Origin of the sequence: Brevibacillus sp. AG162 (assembly GCF_006715575.1) — a bacterium.
Lineage (GTDB): Bacteria > Bacillota > Bacilli > Brevibacillales > Brevibacillaceae > Brevibacillus > Brevibacillus brevis.
On the sequence record NZ_VFNO01000009.1, the window covers coordinates 41,209 to 60,857 of the forward strand.

Here is a 19,649-nt window from a genome sequence, read left to right on the forward strand (position 1 = left end):
TTATTTTTGTCCCAACAGCTCGCGAATTTTTTGATGCGCCATCGGGATGGTGTATGCATCTAATTCCTCCCAAGCTGCGTATCTTGCATGAACAGGGAGCTTGTCCCCTTCGATCCAGTCACAGGACCATACTTGCATGTTCCACTGCAAATGGGAGAAGACGTGTTGAACCGTACCTAGCGGCTGCATGACTTCTACATCGATTCCGAATCGTTCACGCAAACCAACTGCAAGTGCCTCCTGCTTGGCAGCATCACTTTCCTGCTCAGTTTCAACAGTAGGGAATTCCCACATGCCGGCGAGAAGCCCCTGATCGGGACGCTTGTTCATCAAAACTTTGCCGTCGCGAATGATAATGCCTACTTGCAGATCAACAGGGCGTGGAGGTTTGGCTTTGCCTTTGACCGGCAGCTCTTCAGCCACTCCCTCCTGACGCGCCATACAGTAGTCAAACACCGGACAGGTCAAGCATTGCGGAGTGCGCGGTACACAGACCATCGCTCCCAGCTCCATTAAAGCTTGATTGAAATCTCCCGCTCTTCCCTCTGGAATGACCTGTCGTACGAGATGCTCGATTTTGATTCTTGTGGCAGGCTTGGCAATGTCGTCGGTTAAATACAGCAGGCGTGAAAAGACACGCATAACATTCCCATCCACGGCCGGCTCCGCCTTTTCATAGGCAATGCTAAGAATGGCACCTGCCGTATACGGACCGACACCTTTTAGTGTAGCGATCTCTTCTGGTGTATCCGGCACAACTCCTCCGTAGCGAACCGTTACCTCGCGAGCTGCGGCTTGAAGATTGCGCGCGCGGGAGTAATAACCGAGTCCCTCCCACGCTTTTAAGACATCTTCCTCGGGTGCTTTCGCTAAATCACTCACCGTCGGAAATTTCTCCATGAAATTCGCATAATAAGGCTTAACGGTCTCTACGCGTGTTTGCTGAAGCATGATCTCCGATACCCAGATTCGATATGGGTCTTTGTTGATCCGCCAAGGCAAATCCCGCTTTTGGGAGTCGTACCAGGCCAGCAAATCCTGGGCAAAGCCAAACACATGAAATTGTTCAGGTAGTGTATATTTCAAGCTTTCTTTATTTCTTGCCATTTCCTTTTATTCTACTCCTTTTCATCCATTTCCGCGGGACGAAACGCCCATACATGCAGTTTCGAAGCACCGCCGGAAATACAGTCGCAAAAGTCTTGGTCTGCCAATCGGTTTGCCTTGATTTCTTCGTATACTTGAACAGTCTCGACCTCAAACGTTTCGACAAACAGACCGGGCTGATCCAAGCCCTCCATTGAGCGATACTGACGTGCACCCATCGCTTCCATTCGCTCAGCCATCGAGGTGAGCAATTGCAGAGCGTGACTTCGTTTTTCAGCATCTATCTTGTATTCAATGAAAACCGTTAGCATGCGACATGTTCCTCCTTTAACGATTCAACGCTTTCATCATACCCTTCCCACCCCGTGCGAACAAGCACACAAATATTTTCAGAACGGGCGGGAATTAACCTTAGGCAAACGCTATAATAAACAATAAAAGTGGAAGGAAGGGAGGAAGACAACGATTCCATGGATACAGCCACACATTTTGCCATGGGCTTTGGATTGGCCGGGCTCGCCTATCTTGATCCTGTCGTAGCTTCTACTCCGTCACTTGCAGTAGCCGTCATGGTTGGAACGGTCATTGGCTCGCAGGCGCCTGATTTGGATGGCTTAGTCCGCCTTCGTGGTACCGCTGCCTACATTCGCAATCACCGAGGCGTTTCTCACTCGGTTCCCGCTTTATTTCTGTGGACTGGAGCCATTTTTGTACTCATTCAGGCCATGATGCCACAGCCCCATTGGCTGCATTTGCTCGGCTGGATATTCCTGGCCGTCTGTTTGCACGTATTCGTTGACTTGTTTAATTCCTATGGCACAAAGGGCCTGTACCCGTTTCGCGACAAATGGGTGGCACTCAACGCCATTTTCATTTTCGATCCGTTCATTTTCGCTGCCCATCTCGTCGGCTTTATGCTATGGGCGGCAGGTGCGCATCCTGGACACGTCTTTTTATGGATATACGTGATCATTGCCGGATACTACTACTGGCGTTGTCAGGCGCAAAGACGCACGACCGAGCTGGTTCGTCAGCGAATCGGCAAAGCTGGTACCTTCACCATCATCCCTACTCTTTCCTGGACGTATTGGACCTTCGTCGCCAAGACATACCAGCATTGGTATGTAGGTGAAGTCATTTCGGGGGACGTCGTCATCTTGGACACCTTCTCCATCAAACCGGAAAATGAGCGGATTGCGGCAGCCAAGAAAAGTTACAAAGTCCAGTCCTTCCTGGCTTTTACCCATCATGTGCATGTAGAAACCAAAGAGCGCTCCTTTGGCTATGAGGTCAAATGGATTGATCTGCGCTACCGATCCCGTTTTCAAGGGAAAAGTCACTACATGTTCGTCGCCGTGGTCTACCTCGATTTTGATCTGACCATCCGCGATTCCTTCGTCGGCTGGATCCACCGCGGAGAAGAACAGCTTACCAAAAAATTGGATTCAAAACGCTCGTAATAAGACGAGACTGCCGCCCCTGCCAATAGAGGGCGGTTATTTTTTTGCGATCTGACCCGTTCACTTTTGCCAAAATTGCACCTTTTCTCCTAGTCAAATTCCAACTACGATCAGAATAACAACGACAGACTGGGGGACTCGACATGATTCCAATTCATTATTCCAAGCGCACTATTACTGATCAGGAGCAAATTGACCAGTTTTTGCAAGTAGCAAAGGTCGGCCATCTCGGCTTGTCCAATGAAATCGAGCCGTACATCCTGCCTTTGAACTTTGCTTGGTGGAATGGCTGTATTTATTTTCACGGCGCGGATTCTGGCAGAAAAATCGAGATGATTAATGGCAATAATCGCGTATGTCTCAGTGTTTGCGAGGAGTACGGCACAATCGCCTCACCTGTGCCTGCCCATATCGATACGGCTTACATGAGTGTGTTTATCGCCGGGACAATTGAGCGTGTTTCTGAACCTGAGGAGATGCGCGATGCGATGCAGTCCATGATCGACAAGTACGTACCCGGCTACTATTCAGAACCGTTGCCTTTACAGCATGTCATCAAGTATCGTTCTTCGATGGGCAGTACAACCGCCATCTTCCGGATTACGCCTACCGTGCTGACCGCCAAAGGTAATCCACTTTCCGAAGAGAAGCAGTTCTACCCTGGAAGAAAAGTGGAGATGGACGTATAGAAGCCGAAAGCAGAAAAAAGACACGCTCTTTGTCAGAGGCGTGTCTTTTTGTTGGATGAGTATGCACCTTACATAGAGAATGGAGCGCTCATTCCTGTCGAAATCGCGAGTCTGTTCCAGCTGTTGATGGTATTGATCGCCATAATCAAGGCAACATACTGGTTCTCGTCAAAATGCTCGCGGACCTGCTGGTAGAGCTCTTCAGAAACACCGTTAGCCGTAATAACAGTGACAGCCTCAGTAAGGGCAAGGACAGCCCTCTCTGCCTCAGTGTAAACCGCGGATTCTCTCCAAACGCTGAGCAAATAAATGCGTTGCTCTGTCTCACCGAGCTTGCGCGCATCTTGCGTATGCATATCCATGCAAAAAGCGCAGCCGTTGATTTGGGAAGCACGAATTTTGATCAGCTCAATCAGTTTTTTGTCCAAGCCGCTCTCATTCACGAATTTTTCCAGCTTGAGCATGGTCTGATACGCTTCGGGATTTGTTGTACGATGATTGAATCTAGCTTTCATGATTCATCTTTCCTCTCCACTCGAATTTGCTTTCAACCTCAAAGACGAGTGAAGTATCCTTCTTGTGACGAATCATCCATTTTCTTTTTGCAAATGGGTGAGCTTTTCTGGATTGACCATCATGTACAAGCGTGCAATGCGATCTTCTTCCTCATTCATTGTGATCTGGATGATCATTTTCAGATGACCTTCGGAGTAGACGGCGATTCCATCTTGGCCATTGATCGAGCGAATCTGCATGGTAGCATGAGAAGCCCACCTCGGCCATACCCCCATCCAGAAGGCAGTAATCCGCTCGTCTGAGAAGATCGGATGAATAGCTGCCCGGACTTTCCCGCCACCATCGCTGACAAACACAGCATCTTTTGTCAAAAGTCCGATCAACGACTCCGCATCTGACTTGGAGATAGCTTGCATCAGCTTTTCTACCAAGCTCGAAGTCCGATTCGACTGAGGGACGATCGCCTGATATCCTGCTTCAGCCAGCTTTTTTCTCGCAAGGCTAAACTTCTTGCGGCAATTTACTTCGGTCATTTCGAGCATCGCGGCAATTTCGCTGTATTCGTAGTCGAGTGCCGTTCGGAGCACAAAAACGGCCCGTAGCGTCGACGATAGATTCTCCAAGAGAACAAGCAAGCCATACGAGACTGCTTCTTCGGCAATCACAGTTTGCAAGGGATCATTGGTTTCCGAAGCGTCCAGCATCGGCTCCGGCAACCATTCGCCTACATACTGCTCCCGCTTCCAACGGGCTGATTTTAATAAGTCCAGACAGCGATTGGTCACAGCTTTGCACAGATAGCTTTTTACATGGTGAATGTCTTGGATGTCGGTACCTGCCAACGCAAGAAACGTATCCTGAACAATGTCCTCCGCTTCCGTTACCGAGCCAGTCATCCGGTACGCAAGGGAAAACAGTAATGATTTATACTCCCGATAAACATCCTCCATGTGCACTGTCATTATTTCGCATCACCAAACTGCCAAAGGGTGTGACTGAGACTTCCATAGCGGATGCTCATATGCAGGCGCTTCGCTGTACGTTCATCGTCGGCAGCTCCCATGACGTACACAAGCGGAACAAAATGCTCGGTTCCATACGCGGGAACAGCTTTTTCAGCATGCGGAGCAAGCTCGCGATAATTGGCGAGATCCTCGACATTCCAGTCTGTCAATGTTGTTTGCAGCCAGTCTTCGAATTGCTCCGCCCACTCAAAAGTAGCACTATCGGACTCTCTCAGGTTCATATAGGAAAAATTATGGACGGTTCCGCCACTGCCGAGGATCAGAACGTCTTTTGCGCGGAGCGGGCTCAGTGCTTTGCCGATCTGATATTGCTCTGTCACAGTCAGGTTCGGATTAACCGACAAGGCAACAACAGGAATATCGGCATCCGGATAAATATGGCGCAAGACAACCCAGTGTCCATGGTCCAAGCCTCTTGTCGTGTTCAAAGCGACAGGAATACCAGCTTCTTGAAGAAGTCGGATTGTCTCATCCGCTACTTCACGCTCTCCTTTTGCCGGGTACTCGATTTCGTATAATGCTTGCGGGAAACCGCCAAAGTCGTGAATGGTCGGGAAGGTGTCCATTGCTCCCACCATTTGATCATGTGCTTCCCAGTGAGCGGAAAATATGACGATAGCACGCGGCTTGCGCGGGAGCAGGCTAGGCAATTGGTTCAGTGCTTCTGTATAGGCATTGTTTTCTATGGAAAGCAACGGGGCACCATGTGCAATGAAAAAAGACGGCATCATTTGCATACACTCTCCTCTATACTTTTTAAACCTAGTTACTTTTAGTAAGTATTATATCTCATATTCATTACAGTTACAAGTGTATCCTGAATCGATGCCGTTTCTTTCCTCTGAACAAAAAAGGCTTGCCGCTCCTAAAGAACGACAAGCCTTATGACTGGAAAAGTTACAATTACTTCGCTGCTGCGAAACGCTTGCTAACTTCATCCCAGTTTACAACGTTCCAGAACGCGCCGATGTAGTCAGGGCGTTTGTTTTGGTAGTTCAGGTAGTAAGCATGCTCCCAAACGTCCAGACCAAGGATAGGTGTTTTACCTTCCATGATTGGGCTGTCTTGGTTAGGAGTAGAGCTGATTGCTACTTTTCCGCCTTCTGCAGTCAGCCAAGCCCATCCGGAACCGAAACGAGTAGTAGCTGCTTTTGCGAATTCTGCTTTGAAGTTGTCAAAGCTTCCGAAAGCCGCGTTGATTGCGTCAGCCAGTTCACCAGTTGGTGCGCCGCCGCCATTCGGGCTCATGATTTCCCAGAACAGTGTGTGGTTAGCATGGCCTCCACCGTTGTTGCGAACAGCAGTGCGGATGGACTCAGGCAGAGCATCCAGATTGCTGATCAGCTCTTCAATGCTTTTACCTTGCAGGTCAGCGTGTGCTTCCAGAGCTGCATTCAGGTTGTTAACATAAGTAGCATGGTGGCGTCCGTGATGGATCTCCATGGTTTGCGCGTCGATATGTGGTTCCAAAGCGTTGTGTGCATAAGGCAATGCAGGAAGTTGATGTGCCATTGTAACATTCCTCCTCAAATTATGTAGGTCAAGCTTACGCCTTCATTATACTGCAAGCCAACCAGTTTTTCAACAAATCGGTATGCAAAGTATATTAATCTATGTATTATTTCAAAGATTTCCATCTTGCAAACAAAACGGAGAGTGCTAGACTTGGATTATTACAAACGAAGAGAATCAGGTGATTACTAGTGGAAATGGACTTATCAACGATCGTACTTCTCGCCGTCTTTGGATTCATTGCAGCATTCATCGACAGTACTGTTGGTGGAGGCGGACTCATCTCCCTCCCCGCCCTGCTCGGGCTAGGAATGCCACCGTACCTTGCTCTTGGCACGAACAAATTGGCTGGCACCATTTCATCTGCCACCAGCTCCTACACCTTTATCAAGAGCGGTAAATTTGACAAGAAGCTTATGCTGATTTTATTTCCCGTCTCGCTGATCGGCGCCTATTTCGGAGCGAAAACAGTTCTGTTCGTTCCCCAGGAGTTTTTGAAGGTCCTTGTCGTTATTATGATGGCACTCATTTTTGTTTACACTCTTTTCAACAAACGTTTCGGTCAAGACTCCAACTACAAAGGGCTGACCAAATTTACGCTCGGCATCGGGATTCCTTTTACCTTTTTAATCGGATTTTACGATGGATTTTTCGGGCCCGGAACCGGTTCGTTCTTTGTTTTTCTGATGGTGCTTTTGTTTGGCTATGATTTTGTAATTGCAGCCGGCAATGGCCGAATTTTGAATCTGGCCAGTAACATTTCTGCGCTTTTTGTCTTCACAATGGAGGGCAAGGTCGTCTTCATGACTGGTCTAATCATGGGGATTGCGATGCTGTTGGGTGCTAACCTTGGTGCCAAAATGGCCATCAAAACAGGGGTACGTTATGTCCGTCCATTGTTCTTGGTCGTATCCATTACTTTGATCGTGAAGATGGTGTATGAGTTGATTTTTACTGCTTGATTTAAAAAGGCGTACAACCTTGTACGTTCCTGTAGTGGTGGGGAGGAAACAGGAGAAAACGCTCAGCTTCTAGGGCCACCCCCTGTGGGATTGACTGCCCGACTCCATGCAAAAAGCGAAACCGCGTCCAAAGTAGTCCATTCGAGAAGTTTTTCAGAGGTGGACGCTTAAGAGCGTGTTTCGCTTTTTGCATTCCGTCTCGGTCGGTGTCCCTAAGATCTTCGCTTATTTCTCCTGTTTCCTCTACGAGCTGTCCCTGCTTGAACGGGTTTTAAAAGACTTTAAAAGAATAAAGAATGCAATCAGTTACGCTAGAGAAGAATATTTCCAGACGTAGCGACTTGTGGAGTCCTACCGAGCGGAGAAGGGATTCGCGGGCAAAAGAAACGCAACCGTGCCCATACGACGTAGCGGCTACCACTTTTGCGTTTCCCCGCGAATCCCTTCGGAGCGGGCAGTCTTGACCCCCAGCAGGACGGAGCCTGGAGCCTAGACTGGAAATATTCTTCTCTCCACTACAGCCATAAGCACATAAAGAGTCAGCCTGCAAACATCTACAGGCTGACTTTTTATGTTTGACTCTAGTTAGCCCCTGCTGCAACAACTTTGGTTTGATGATCACGCACCGCCTGATTGCTCGCCGCCATAAACGCCTGTGCGACCGCCATCAGTACATCCCGATGCTCGGCAACTCCTTTGAAATGACTTCCGTTTGCGCTGACCGTCACGATCGCTTCGCCTGTCGCATGCTCTCCCGACGACAATGAATACAGCTCCATGTCCGTAAACTCCACGTCGAACGGCAGTGCCTGCTTGATGCCTGCAACCAATGCCTCAACAGGTCCCTCTCCGGTGCCAGAGTATGCTTGTTCTTCTCCTGTCGCATTGTTCGTAATCGTGCAGGAAGCCATACGATGTCCGGATGTGCCGGTGAGCACTTGTGCATTGACCAGTGTGAATGGCTCCAGTACCGCGTTCACGGTATGTCCCACCAGCTCAAGCAGCTGATGATCCTGGACAACTTTTTGCTTGTCAGCCAGCTCTTTAAATTGGACGTACAGTGTCTCCATCTGCTCATCGGTCAGCTGTACCCCGAATTCGTTTACGCGGTGCTTAATGGCATGGCGGCCGGAGTGCTTTCCGAGAATGATCATGTTGCGAGGCACGCCCAAGCTCTCCGGGTCCATGATTTCGTAGGTGCTGCGCTCTTTTAAGAGACCGTCCTGATGAATTCCCGCTTCGTGCTGAAAGGCATTGCGACCGACAATTGGTTTGTTGAAAGCAATCGGGAAGCTCATGGCACGGCTCACCTTTTGTGAAGTGGTGTAAATGTGCTCCGGTCTGATGCCAGTCTCAGCATCCAGTGCTTCTTTGCGCGTCTCAATTGCCATTACCAGCTCTTCCAAGGAGCAGTTCCCTGCTCGCTCACCGACCCCGTTGACCGTTACCTCGACTTGGGTGACCCCAGCGCGAATCGCAGCCAAACTGTTTGCAACTGCGAGTCCCAGGTCATTGTGGCAGTGTGCACTGAACTCTACCTTATCGCTGCCACGAACATTTTTCATGACACGAGTGAACATGGCCCCATACTCTTCTGGCAGTGCGTACCCTACCGTATCAGGGATGTTGATAATCGTTGCCCCTTCTTCAATAGCCGCCTCGATCATCTCAAACAGGAACTCATCACCTGTACGAGTCGCATCCATCGGCGAAAATTCAATCCGGTCCACAAACTGTTTGCCGTACGCAATCATTTCGCGGGCGATCTTAATCACCTGCTCTCTCGACTTGCGGAGCTGGAAGTCCAGATGAATGCTGGAGGATGACAGGAACATGTGAAGTCTGCGTCGCTCTGCCGCTTGTGTAGCCCGAACGGCAGCGTCGATGTCCTCTTTCACCGCACGAGCAAAGCCACAAATCTCCACGCCGTGCACCTCTTGCGAAATACGTTGCACCGCCATGAAGTCACCAGGGCTGGAGATTGGGAAGCCCGGTTCAATGATATCTACGCCGAGGTCTGCCAAATGCTTGGCAATGACGATTTTTTGCTCTGGAGAAAGAGACGCTCCAGGCGCTTGCTCTCCGTCACGCAGTGTCGTATCAAAAATATGGATTCGTTTTGTCATGGGTATTGCCTCCTCATTTTTTAATCATCTGTTCATGAAAAAAAGCCCACCGTCTCCATATACAAGAGACGACAGGCTTTTGGCTGCCGCGGTACCACTCTCGTTGATCCCCTCTTTTTTCAAAAGAGAATCCACCTCGCTGTCCCGATGACGTGGGACGATCCGTCAAGGTCTACTGTATGTTTTAAACCTTGCCGCTCCCGGGTGAGATTCGAGCATTTCCTGACTGCGTCGCACCTACCCGCAGCTCTCTGGACAAGAAATTTGCTTTACTAGCTCCCGTTCTTCGCGTTTGTTCTATGTCGTTTTTCCAATCAAAAAAGGCCTGCCGTCTCTATCAAAGAGACGACAGACCTTGTCTATCGCGGTACCACTCTCGTTGACCCCAGCTGCTCGCTGGAAGTCCACCTCATGTACTGATCCTAGTCGATCAGCACAACCCGATCACGGAGGTTAACCGTCAGAACTTACTGCTCGATGCAGCGCTACATCTTGTTCAGTCCTGCCGCTCCCGGGCGAGCTTCACTGGCTTCTCTGACTGCGTTGCACCATCCCGCAGCTCTCTAAACAGATTAAACCACTTACTGTTCCCGTTCTTCGCGTTATTTTTATTATTGTTTGAAATTTTATTCGGTTTCTATCTGGTTGTCAATGGAGGCTAGCAATAAAAATAATTTTAATAACCGAATTAATTGAACCCTCTCACCGAGCTGCGGCCGAACTGTCTGTAATAAAGGCAAGCGAGCCCCAGTATCACGAGCACTAAAGCGGCGTAAATATTACTATAGACCGACGCTCCTGGATAGCTATTGAGCAGATTCCAGCTCACAGTAGCTCCTCCATCAATCGACTTGCCGTACAAGGTAGCTGCAAGTGCACCTGCAATAAAGTTCAGCATTGCCAACAGTCCCATACCGACGCCGATCTGTTCCTTTGGTAGCGACTGCGAGATTGCGTTTGACATCGAGATCATCATAAACGATAGTCCGACATTGCCAAAAATCAGAAAGACGGCAATGAGTAGCGGGGATACTCCCGCAAAGGAAGAGAAGAGGACAAAGCTGCTCAAAAGTAGCGCAGACGCTGTGTAAAATAAATACGAATTCCCTTTTCTATCTGCAAGAATCCCAGCTTTTTTCCCCAAGAACGCGGTCACAACTGCTCCTGGTACCATGACAAAGCCAATGAGCCCCGGTGCCAGATGATTCACATCGGCCAACAACTGTGGACTAAGAAAAGCGAACGAATAGCCACTCCCTGTCATTAAAAAGGCAATAACCAGCCCGAGCGAGTAGCGTTTGCTCCGGAATAAGCCAGGGCGAATAAATGGTTCTGCCGTCGTCCGAATTCTTACCAAGAACAGAAGGAATGAGAGGATGCACGCCAGTCCGAGCAACAAGCTCTGATTCGTAATAGCCAGCAGAAGCAATGCAATCGTTATGGCGAGAAGCCCACCACCGATCCAGTCCATTTTGACAGCCTCCCGCTCCTCCTCCTCCAAATACTTACGGAAAAAAGGCACGGCAAAAAGCGCGAACAACGGCATGCAGAACAGCCATCTCCAATCGAGCAGACTGACCAGCAAAGAGGAAAGAACGGGACCTAATGCGCTGCCGATCGCCATCCCGGTCATCGAGATCCCTAGAGCTCGCCCCCTACTTTCTGGCGGAAAATAACGCACTGGAATAATGGAAGACGTCGCCGGAACAACTGCAGCTCCTGCTGCCTGTACAATTCTCCCCAAAAGCACCATGCCATAATTATGGGCAAAAAATCCGATAAGGGAGCCGATGGCAAACACAATTAAACCGAATGTAAGCAAATGTTTGAGCTTGTAGGAATCGGCTAGCTTGCCGTACATCACGGTTCCGACCGCATAGATTAACAAAAAGGCGGACGTCACCCAGCTTACTTGGCTAAAGGATAAATGAAATTCTGTCCTGATTTGCGGTAACACGATATTGAACATCGTAGCACTCATCACCGTAATCATGAGGGTAAACACGAGTACGCGAAGAACTTTTTCAGCAGATTGTTGTTGTGGTTCGGTTTGCATATTGGAAAGACACCTCTCGTTATCACCGATTTCTTCCCGGGAAGGTGATTGTTTGCCTTGCTAGATGTAGTTTATAATGATTTTAAAATAAACGAAAATATATCTTTTGATATGTAGTTGATATACCTGAGTATATGGAGTTGAATCAAATGGAATTGTTGCAATTGCACTATTTCCGCACAGTTGCCAAGTGGCAGCATATGACGAAAGCCGCCCAAGAGCTGCGGATTGCTCAGCCTGCTCTCAGCAAGACCATTGCTCGGCTGGAAGAGGATGTCGGGGTTCCGTTATTTGACCGCGAGCGAGGACGTATTCGGCTGAATACATTTGGGAAGGCGTATCTGGAGCGTGTAGATAAAGCATTGAACTTGTTGGAGGAAGGTCAAAAAGTCGTATCGGATCTGGCCGGAATGGAGCATGGTCGGATTCATCTGGCAACGTCGACCCTGGATCTGTTATCAGAACCGTTGGGCAAGTTTCTCGCACTCCATCCTGATGTACATTTCCAGATCACACAAGCCACCATTGAAGAAATGGCAACCCTCTTGGAGTCAGGGGAAGTGGATATTTGCTTCACGCATTTGCCGATCAAGCTGCCGGATATTTTGACCACGCCCGTATTGAAAGAAGATATTCATGTAGCTGTCCCCCGCACACATCACTTAGCCAAGCAAACCAGTATTCGACTAAGCGAGCTGGCTGATGAGTCATTTATCGGCTACAGGGAGGACTTTCCCATCCAAATGCTGTACGATCAGTTCTTTCAAAAAGCAGGGATTACCCCCAAATTCGCTTGTCGGGTAGATGATCCCGGCTCTATCCAAAAGCTGGTCCGCGCAGGCCTCGGCATTGCCCTCTATGGCTGTATCAATCGAGAGGAAGACCCTCACCTTGTCATGATTCCGATCGAGCACCCGATCTGCCAGCGACATTTTCAAATGATTCGGCACGAAAAAAGATATCTCTCCCTGGCAGCACGCAAGTTCTGTGATTTTATCGTCCAGTATTTTACTCTCGTCTCTTGAAAAACAAGCCGGTTTTCCAACAGAAAAAAGCCTGGCATCATTCGCCAGGCTCTTCCCCTACTCTTGTTTTCTTTTTTTCATACGTAAAATAATGCCGTCAATGAGCAGTCCTATCCCCGCTCCGTAAAAAGGGGCCGCAAATCGAGTTCCTTCAGCAAGCGGCAGGTCTTTCAAATACACGATAAACACCCCGACAATAAAACCGATCATCGTGTAGCGCAGCCGGGTCGCCCCCATCAAACGACACTCCCTTTCACGCTACTTCCCGAATTTATTTGGCATTTTCATGTTTTTCATCGTTCGGCTCATTTGTTTGAGCTGCTTTTGGTTAAGATTCATCCCCATTGAACGGGCCATGGCTTGAAGCTGCTTTTCGTCCATTTGCATGTTGGACATTTGTTTTTTCAATAAATAAGTCCCTCCATAAAATCCACCAGCGAGACCGATTAACAATGTGACAATTGGAATTACCCAGTTGTACCAAGCCATCAATACATTACCATCCTCTATACGTAATTAAGAACTCTTTTATTGTACCATAGTTGGGCTATCTTCTGTAAATTGTGATTAGAAAACTTGGAAAATGAGAACACTGCCCTCAACCATATCTTTGTCTCAAGCATATTCTGATAGCAAGAGGTGAAACAACTATGGCTCCAATTGTGATTCTGGACGCTGGACACGGTGGCAGCGATCCAGGGGGAGGAAACAACACGCAATTCACCGAGAAAGATATGAATTTGCAAATATCGCTCTACCAATATAATCGCTTTTTGGCACTAAATATTCCTGTCGCTATCACACGGACAACCGATGTGACTCTGACAAGTGAGGCTCGGACTACTCTGGTTCGAAACAGCGGTGCTCGCTATTGTATATCGAACCATATTAACTCAGGCGGCGGCCGAGGCTCCGAGGTCATTTACTCGATTTATGGCTCCCCAACCTTTCCCCAATTGATCCAGGATGCCCTGGCAGCGGAAGGGATGCCGAATCGACGCATTTTTACTCGGACACTGCCAGATAATCCACGACTCGATTACTACTTTATGCACCGGGAAACTGGCAGCGTGGAGACGGTTATCGTCGAGTATGGCTTTGCAGACAATGCTTTGGACGCAAATAAACTACAGCAGGATTGGCGAGATCTCGCAGAAGGCGTAGTCCGGGCATTTTGCACGTATGCTAAACTTCCCTACCAGCCCCCCACGACTCCTACTTCGACTCCAAAACCTACTGCAGCACCGACCCTTGCTCCTACCACTTCTCCTGGAAACGGCGGAGGGAATGTGCCTGATTGGAAGCAAGAAGCCGTCAATTGGCTGTATGATCAAGGCTTTTTAACAGACGAACAATGGCGTCAGCAGCCTGACCAACCTCTGCCGCTCTGGGCACATGCTGTCATCCTGAAGCGTTTATTCGAAAAGCTCAAAATGTAACGTCTCAGTTTAATCGTTTGCCTTAAAACGGGTCAGCGGCGTATCCGTTAAACCCGAGTAGTTTCTTTTTGCTGGCACACTCACCAATTCGTCCTCTGGGTAGCGGTAGGCGGTTAGCATTCCGCCGAACACACATCCTTGGTCGATGTTGATGGTGCCATTTTTTCGTTTGGGTTCTGGATGCGGATCATGTCCCCAAACGATTATGGGCGAAGTCACTTTTCGCTCTTTTGCCCATTCTCTGCGGATCGGGCGCCCATCCGGTCCCGTCCCCGCCACATCGCCATATCGGCAAAACGTGTAGACCGCAGGCGAATCCATCCCTATGTAATCATCGCGAATCCCCGCATGAACGGCGACCGCTACTATTTTTTCATTCCGTTTGATGATCATGTGCGAAGGAGAAGAAAATAGCAATCTACGGCTCTGCTCACGCAGCAAGGAGGCCTTCTTCGGTCCGTATTCTTGCTGATACAGCCGAATCTCCTCTTCTACCTTTTCATCTCCGTGAGCCAATGTCACTGGTCTGCCATCCAACCAGCGGGCTACTTTCCACCCGTGGTTACTATCCACCATCTCAGCCAGGCCAGCCGTGACATGATGGTGAAAAAATTGCAGCATTTTGATTGAGCAAGGTCCACGACTCGTGATATCACCGAGGGAAAGGAGCTTTCGGCCGTGGGGATGGCGATATGTACCGTCTGGGGTTTGTTCATATCCCAAGCGTTTGAGCAATTCTATAAATTCGTCGTAACAGCCGTGAACATCGCCAACGATATCCACACCATTGTCAGCCGAAAGCACCTTGGAGCGTGTTTGAGGTTTGTGCCTCATAGCCCGTCCCTCCTTTCCGTTATCTCTCATTCGTTACTTACTATCTTTACCACATCTGCGAAAAAAACTCACGGTTTGTGTACAAGAAAACTGTTTAAACAAGTAAACGCGCGAAAGAGCCCCTGATTACTGAGGAGCTTTTTGGCGCGTTTACCTATACATGATGCTATGTGATTAGCCTAAGCTATGCGTATGCACGTAAATGGCCGCTTGCGTGCGATCCTCCACGTTCAGCTTGGCAAGAATGTTGCTGACATGTGTCTTGACTGTTTTGATCCCGATAATCAGCTCATCAGCAATCTCCTGGTTGGACTTGCCCTGGCCGATCAGCTTCAAAACCTCCAACTCGCGCGGCGTCAGTTGCTCATGGGGATGGGACTCTTGACCGTGACGGAAACGGGCCATGATTTTTCCTGCTACCCTCGATTCCAGAACTGGCTCACCCGCCGCAGCAGAGCGAATTGCCTTTGCAATCTCGGCTGCACGCGAAGTCTTCAGCAAGTAGCTGAATGCCCCCGCTTCAATGACCGGATATACCTTTTCGTCATCAATAAAGCTGGTCAGGACAATGACCTTACTGGATGGACAGCTTTCACGAATACGCCTAGTCGCTTCCACACCGCCGATGCCCTCCATAACTAAATCCATCAGAACGACATCTGGGCGCAGCTCTTGCGTCATTCGCACCCCTTCTTCTCCACTGCCTGCCTCTGCTACGACTTCAATATCGTCCTCTGTAGACAAATAAGCAGCCAGACCCATCCGAACCATTTCGTGATCATCTACCAGTAGTACCCGAATCACTGAGCCTTCACCCTTCCCGTTCCGTCTGTGACATTAGAGGAATACGCACCTCAATTTGCGTCCCCTTCCCAATCGCCGAATAAATCTCCATGGAGCCTCCGACCTCTGCTACGCGCTCTTGCATGCTGCGCAAACCGTAGGACGTCATTTTCTCCCCATCCGGATCAAAACCAACACCGTCATCCGTTACTCGCAGGCGAACCTGCTCTTGCAGCGTAAACAGCTTCACTGTGATCTGCGTGGCTCTAGCATGCCGCAATGTATTGGACAAGGACTCCTGCAAAATGCGGAACAAATGATCCTCGATTCCACTCGGCAAGCCTTCGACGTCTTCGATCTCCCAAGTCAGCTGCATGGTATTTTTACGCGTTAGCTCATCTAAAAGTTCCAGAATGGCTTCCTTCAATGACTTGTTTTGTAACGTAGCCGGGCGAAGATGCAAGAGCAATGCCCTCATCTCCGCTTGTGCAGCAGCTGCCATCTCTTCGACCAATTCAATCTGCTGGGCTGCACGTTGAGGATTTTTTTCTACAAGCCGCTTCATCGCCGCAGTCGTCATGGCGATGGCGAACAGCTGCTGGCTGACTGCATCATGCAGTTCTCTCGCCAATCTCTGACGCTCCTCTGTTACCGCTGCATGCTTCAATTGTTCTGCGAGAGCCGCATTGTGGTTCGACAGCCGCTGCAAGGATGCCACTTGCTCTTCCCATTGTGAAGCCAAGCGATTGATCTGCCATCCTAATTCGCCGACTTCATCGACGCCCAATTCAGGAACCCGATACGACAGCATCCCGCGCCCAAGCTTCATGGCAGCTTCCCACAGTACACTGAGTCTCTTTTTCAACAAATTGCCGATGATATAGGAAATGATCAATGCCACTAAGACACCTGCAGGTAAAGAAACAACAAAAGCAGCAAGCTGAATCAAGCCCTCTGGATCGGCAGGCAGATTGATGCCTATATATTCTTCAAGCCACCACACGAGGTTGCGGTCGCTGATCAGTTCGTTGTACCACCGATGAATCCCGGGGTGATCTTTCCATAAAAAGTATAGCCAAAAGAAACAAATAAACGCGGCAGTAACTGCACTGACGGCCAGTAACATGCCATAGCGCACGTATTGCCACTGAATACTTGCCAATCGCTGTCGACGCATTCGCCAGTACCTCCTAGATGTACTTGACTTTTATATCGCCGACAAGCAGCGAGATATGCAAGTTTACTTTTTGCAATGCTTCATCATACTGATCAGAACGGATCTTAACACTGCGATTGATACCTCCCTGACGGTGGCTTAGCACCTCCAGGTCTCCAATACTCAACCCTGCCGTTACCGATACAGGAAGATCGACAGGCACATAAATCGTCACATCGCCTACCCAGCCCTCTACGACAAGAAGCGCCTCATCCCGCATCAACACTGCCCGGGAAAGATCAATCACAACGTCCCCGATTCCATGCCAGACATGCAAGTGATTCAGTTCAAAACGCCCCGAGGTCAGGTGATAATCTCCAATCAGAGAACTGCGGGAATCTTTTGGCAACGTGTCATCAGGTGAAGAAGTCATTCTTTCGTGATGAGGAATTTTGCCACCAACATGCTTCCAGTTGTGCCAGCTGTCTAGCCAAGGGCGTTCCTCTGTTGAAACCTTCACGTCACTCGGAACACTCGCCTCACTTGTCACAATCGTCTCCGCAGCAGATGGGGTCCCCCTATCGCCCAATGGTTGATTGACACGTTGATCTCGTTTGCTGTTCTTGCCCCGAATCAACTGAAACCCGAAATAAATAAACACGATTGGCACAGCAAACTGGAATAAATCATCAATCCCGACACCAAACCACATGTCCATCATGATGATGGTCCCCAGGGAGAATAGAATCCCTCCGCCAATCCGATTTTTCTGCCCCCACAAACGAAGGCCGAAATAAATAAGCACCATCGGCCACAGATCAAACAGACCGAACGAAATGATACCCAAACTATCTAACAAAAGGCCGATTCCTGTAAAAATAATCAGGATACCAGCCACCATTTTGTGCAAACGGGACAGTTTCACAAAAGTCTCCTCTCTCACGCCCCATGCTGATCGTTTTCACTTTGACCATTACGACATGTATAGATGAATGCAGGCGGAATGTTCAACAGGGTAAAGTCGATCTTAACCCAGGGAAAACGACCCTGCAACTCAGCTTGGAGTTGTAGCGAATATTGGAATGTAATAAATAGGCCCCCTGGCTTCAGTACAGATTGAACTTCGTCCAGAATTGCTGCCCGCTGCTCTTGTGGAAAATTGGCGAATGGCAGACCTGAGACAATGACATCTGCACCTTCAAGGTTCTGCTCCTCCAAGTAAGACCTAAGTTTAGTCGCTTCCTCCCTGATAGGAAGATCGGGAAAACGTGATTGAAGCATAGAGCGAAAATGGGAATCTCGTTCCACAAGCACGTACTGTGTGCCGGGACGCAAGCGCTGATAGATCGTTTGGGTAAATGCCCCTGTACCAGGTCCCAGCTCCAGGATCACATCGGTTGAAGCCCAATCGACGCTTTTCAACATTTGCTCACATAAAAAACGAGAGCTGGGGATTATACTACCGACGCGTCCAGGCTCAGCGATAAACCGTCGCAAAAAGACCAAGAAGTCCTGCAAGAATCGTACCTCCTAGGGGAAAAGCAGCCTGATGTACACAGGCTGCCGAATTGACACAATCTATTCTACACCTAGTCCCCCAGTTCCTGTCGAATTAGGATTGTACTGGTTTGGCTACTGGTGTTTTTGCTTCTTTAATGGATGCTTTGATGCTGGCAAGTTCTGCATCGAGATCATCCTTTTCCAGATCAGACAAAGCGTTCTCCCAAGCGCGGTTCGTTTGGCGCCATTGCCCACTCATTTGCGCTTCTGCTTCCATGCGCATGACTTTTTCTTCCATGCGGGCGAAGCCACGGCCTGCGGACTGATTGCCGATACCGACAACTGCTTGATTGACTTGCTTTTGTGTACGAGCTACTTGTGCACGTGCCATCAGTGTGAACCTTTTCGCACGCATTTTATAGAACTCTTCCTTCAGCTCAGCCAGCTTCTCGCGCATTTGCGTAGCTGCCTCGGATGCCGACAGGTAGAGAGCTTCGTATTCCGCTGCACGTCCCTCGTACTGCTTCTTGTCAGCGAGTGCTCGACGAGCCAACTCGTCTTCTCCCTCAGTCAAGGCGAGCTTGACTTGTCGATCGCGTTTTTCGATCAGAGCATTGGCTTCGTCCAATTGCTGACGGAATTTCTTTTCCAGTGCAACCTGACGGGCAACCGCTACTTCAACTTGTCCGATTTCTACTTCCATGTCACGCATATATTGATTCAGCATCACTACCGGATCTTCCATTGAATCCAATGCATCATTCACCGAAGCTACTGTCAGGTCACGCAAACGTTTAAAGATACTCATTATTTTTTCCTCCTCATCATATCACATCATATTGTTCATCCAAAAGACTCTTGCGACACAGTGTTATTACGGTTACCAAAACGGTCATGACCGTTTGGTTACGTTTCTCTCCCAAGCGTCTAGCGTATCTTCCTTTAATACTTTTTGGGCCCATTCACGCTCCCAAGCAGGTGGCGCTTGTTTAGGTTCTTGGCTGGGACGCAGTAAGCGATATCCCAGATAAATCACCCCAATAGCCAGAAGCGCGTGAAACAGTAGGTCAAGCTTGCCAATCAACATCAGGAACCCGAATAGGAAGACTAGGATTCCCCAAAAGCGTGAACCGGTTTGTCCCATAATCTTTTTGGCACCGTATATCATAATCACGCCGGGAATGATGAACCCGAGCAAGTCTCCGATATCGATACCCACCAGATCTAGAAGAACCAACCCACCGACTAGCAGCAGAACCAGCCCGAGTAGAACTTTGCCAGACCGTTCGCTCATTACTCGCTTACCTCCATTCGTTTTGCATGTGGTGCTTGTGGAACGTTATGCCCTTATTGTAGCCCTCGGTATAGGCTTCCCATAACGGGCGTGCGGTTGGTTTTTCCCTCCGTCCTTGGACGGAGACAATTTCCTGCCCTAATCGGACGAGCTGTCCCGTAAGGC

General features: G+C 49.1%; 22 protein-coding genes and 2 other annotated features. Of the genes, 5 read left to right on the forward strand and 17 right to left on the reverse strand.

The features are described from left to right. Both mutY and FB479_RS23015 read right to left on the reverse strand, forming a co-directional pair. Positions 1 to 1,107, reverse strand: coding sequence for an A/G-specific adenine glycosylase (gene mutY / locus FB479_RS23010; protein ID WP_142066839.1), 1,107 nt, complete (start codon positions 1,105 to 1,107; stop codon positions 1 to 3). 11 nt (positions 1,108 to 1,118) lie between these two features. Continuing rightward, the gene (locus FB479_RS23015; RefSeq protein WP_142066840.1) at positions 1,119 to 1,418 is read right to left on the reverse strand and encodes an MFS transporter; all 300 of its coding nucleotides are present in this window, start codon (positions 1,416 to 1,418) and stop codon (positions 1,119 to 1,121) included. Positions 1,419 to 1,577: 159 nt separating this feature from the next. Between FB479_RS23015 and FB479_RS23020 the strand changes: the two genes are divergently transcribed. Both FB479_RS23020 and FB479_RS23025 read left to right on the forward strand, forming a co-directional pair. Further along, positions 1,578 to 2,567: a metal-dependent hydrolase gene (locus tag FB479_RS23020; protein ID WP_142066841.1), complete on the forward strand. Its 990-nt coding sequence runs from the start codon at positions 1,578 to 1,580 to the stop codon at positions 2,565 to 2,567. A 143-nt stretch (positions 2,568 to 2,710) separates the two neighbouring features. Further along, a complete protein-coding gene (locus FB479_RS23025; RefSeq protein WP_142066842.1) occupies positions 2,711 to 3,256 on the forward strand; it encodes a pyridoxamine 5'-phosphate oxidase family protein in 546 nt (181 codons plus the stop codon). 68 nt (positions 3,257 to 3,324) lie between these two features. Here the strand turns inward: FB479_RS23025 and FB479_RS23030 are convergent, their stop codons facing one another. The 4 genes from FB479_RS23030 to FB479_RS23045 all read right to left on the reverse strand — a co-directional run bounded on the left by FB479_RS23030 (position 3,325) and on the right by FB479_RS23045 (position 6,309). After that, complete coding sequence (locus tag FB479_RS23030) at positions 3,325 to 3,771, reverse strand: carboxymuconolactone decarboxylase family protein (protein WP_106654262.1); 447 nt, start codon at positions 3,769 to 3,771, stop codon at positions 3,325 to 3,327. A 72-nt stretch (positions 3,772 to 3,843) separates the two neighbouring features. Then, on the reverse strand, positions 3,844 to 4,734 hold the full coding sequence (gene sigJ / locus FB479_RS23035; RefSeq protein WP_142066843.1) for an RNA polymerase sigma factor SigJ: 891 nt from the start codon (positions 4,732 to 4,734) through the stop codon (positions 3,844 to 3,846). After that, the gene (locus tag FB479_RS23040) at positions 4,734 to 5,528 is read right to left on the reverse strand and encodes a dioxygenase family protein (protein WP_142066844.1); all 795 of its coding nucleotides are present in this window, start codon (positions 5,526 to 5,528) and stop codon (positions 4,734 to 4,736) included. Before FB479_RS23040 ends, sigJ begins: the two co-directional genes overlap by 1 nt. A gap of 172 nt (positions 5,529 to 5,700) precedes the next feature. Continuing rightward, the gene (locus FB479_RS23045; RefSeq protein ID WP_012684750.1) at positions 5,701 to 6,309 is read right to left on the reverse strand and encodes a superoxide dismutase; all 609 of its coding nucleotides are present in this window, start codon (positions 6,307 to 6,309) and stop codon (positions 5,701 to 5,703) included. Between the two features lie 191 nt (positions 6,310 to 6,500). Here FB479_RS23045 and FB479_RS23050 point away from each other — a divergent pair, with 191 nt between their 5' ends. Continuing rightward, a complete protein-coding gene (locus FB479_RS23050; protein ID WP_106654259.1) occupies positions 6,501 to 7,271 on the forward strand; it encodes a sulfite exporter TauE/SafE family protein in 771 nt (256 codons plus the stop codon). A 581-nt stretch (positions 7,272 to 7,852) separates the two neighbouring features. On the opposite strand, the gene FB479_RS23060 is transcribed toward FB479_RS23050, so the two are convergent. Together FB479_RS23060 and FB479_RS23065 are read right to left on the reverse strand one after the other, a co-directional pair. Then, positions 7,853 to 9,397, reverse strand: a complete 1,545-nt coding sequence (locus FB479_RS23060; protein ID WP_142066845.1) for a 2-isopropylmalate synthase — start codon at positions 9,395 to 9,397, stop codon at positions 7,853 to 7,855. A 61-nt stretch (positions 9,398 to 9,458) separates the two neighbouring features. Further along, positions 9,459 to 9,693: a binding site (T-box leader), on the reverse strand. 42 nt (positions 9,694 to 9,735) lie between these two features. Continuing rightward, positions 9,736 to 10,004: a binding site (T-box leader), on the reverse strand. Positions 10,005 to 10,085: 81 nt separating this feature from the next. Next, the gene (locus FB479_RS23065; RefSeq protein ID WP_142066846.1) at positions 10,086 to 11,453 is read right to left on the reverse strand and encodes an MFS transporter; all 1,368 of its coding nucleotides are present in this window, start codon (positions 11,451 to 11,453) and stop codon (positions 10,086 to 10,088) included. A gap of 149 nt (positions 11,454 to 11,602) precedes the next feature. Between FB479_RS23065 and FB479_RS23070 the strand changes: the two genes are divergently transcribed. Beyond that, positions 11,603 to 12,478: a LysR family transcriptional regulator gene (locus tag FB479_RS23070; protein ID WP_142066847.1), complete on the forward strand. Its 876-nt coding sequence runs from the start codon at positions 11,603 to 11,605 to the stop codon at positions 12,476 to 12,478. Between the two features lie 57 nt (positions 12,479 to 12,535). On the opposite strand, the gene FB479_RS23075 is transcribed toward FB479_RS23070, so the two are convergent. Further along, positions 12,536 to 12,715, reverse strand: coding sequence for a hypothetical protein (locus FB479_RS23075; RefSeq protein ID WP_012684743.1), 180 nt, complete (start codon positions 12,713 to 12,715; stop codon positions 12,536 to 12,538). A gap of 21 nt (positions 12,716 to 12,736) precedes the next feature. Then, entirely contained in the window at positions 12,737 to 12,967 is a 231-nt protein-coding gene (locus tag FB479_RS23080; protein WP_047073685.1) for a YneF family protein, read from the reverse strand. A 161-nt stretch (positions 12,968 to 13,128) separates the two neighbouring features. Between FB479_RS23080 and FB479_RS23085 the strand changes: the two genes are divergently transcribed. Beyond that, positions 13,129 to 13,917, forward strand: a complete 789-nt coding sequence (locus FB479_RS23085; protein WP_106654254.1) for an N-acetylmuramoyl-L-alanine amidase family protein — start codon at positions 13,129 to 13,131, stop codon at positions 13,915 to 13,917. Positions 13,918 to 13,926: 9 nt separating this feature from the next. Here FB479_RS23085 and prpE read toward each other — a convergent pair whose 3' ends face one another. From prpE to FB479_RS23120, 7 genes are all read right to left on the reverse strand, one after another. Beyond that, positions 13,927 to 14,751, reverse strand: coding sequence for a bis(5'-nucleosyl)-tetraphosphatase PrpE (gene prpE / locus FB479_RS23090; RefSeq protein ID WP_142066848.1), 825 nt, complete (start codon positions 14,749 to 14,751; stop codon positions 13,927 to 13,929). 174 nt (positions 14,752 to 14,925) lie between these two features. Continuing rightward, complete coding sequence (locus FB479_RS23095; protein ID WP_007721557.1) at positions 14,926 to 15,555, reverse strand: response regulator; 630 nt, start codon at positions 15,553 to 15,555, stop codon at positions 14,926 to 14,928. 7 nt (positions 15,556 to 15,562) lie between these two features. Then, complete coding sequence (locus tag FB479_RS23100) at positions 15,563 to 16,711, reverse strand: HAMP domain-containing sensor histidine kinase (protein ID WP_106654252.1); 1,149 nt, start codon at positions 16,709 to 16,711, stop codon at positions 15,563 to 15,565. A 13-nt stretch (positions 16,712 to 16,724) separates the two neighbouring features. Next, positions 16,725 to 17,615: a cell wall-active antibiotics response protein LiaF gene (liaF, locus tag FB479_RS23105; RefSeq protein ID WP_106654251.1), complete on the reverse strand. Its 891-nt coding sequence runs from the start codon at positions 17,613 to 17,615 to the stop codon at positions 16,725 to 16,727. Positions 17,616 to 17,629: 14 nt separating this feature from the next. Continuing rightward, complete coding sequence (locus FB479_RS23110; RefSeq protein ID WP_106654250.1) at positions 17,630 to 18,208, reverse strand: class I SAM-dependent methyltransferase; 579 nt, start codon at positions 18,206 to 18,208, stop codon at positions 17,630 to 17,632. Positions 18,209 to 18,302: 94 nt separating this feature from the next. After that, positions 18,303 to 18,998 (reverse strand): PspA/IM30 family protein, encoded by a 696-nt coding sequence (locus FB479_RS23115; RefSeq protein WP_106654249.1) that lies wholly within the window; start codon positions 18,996 to 18,998, stop codon positions 18,303 to 18,305. An 84-nt stretch (positions 18,999 to 19,082) separates the two neighbouring features. Beyond that, a complete protein-coding gene (locus FB479_RS23120; RefSeq protein WP_106654248.1) occupies positions 19,083 to 19,484 on the reverse strand; it encodes a LiaF transmembrane domain-containing protein in 402 nt (133 codons plus the stop codon). Positions 19,485 to 19,649: the final 165 nt, after the last annotated feature.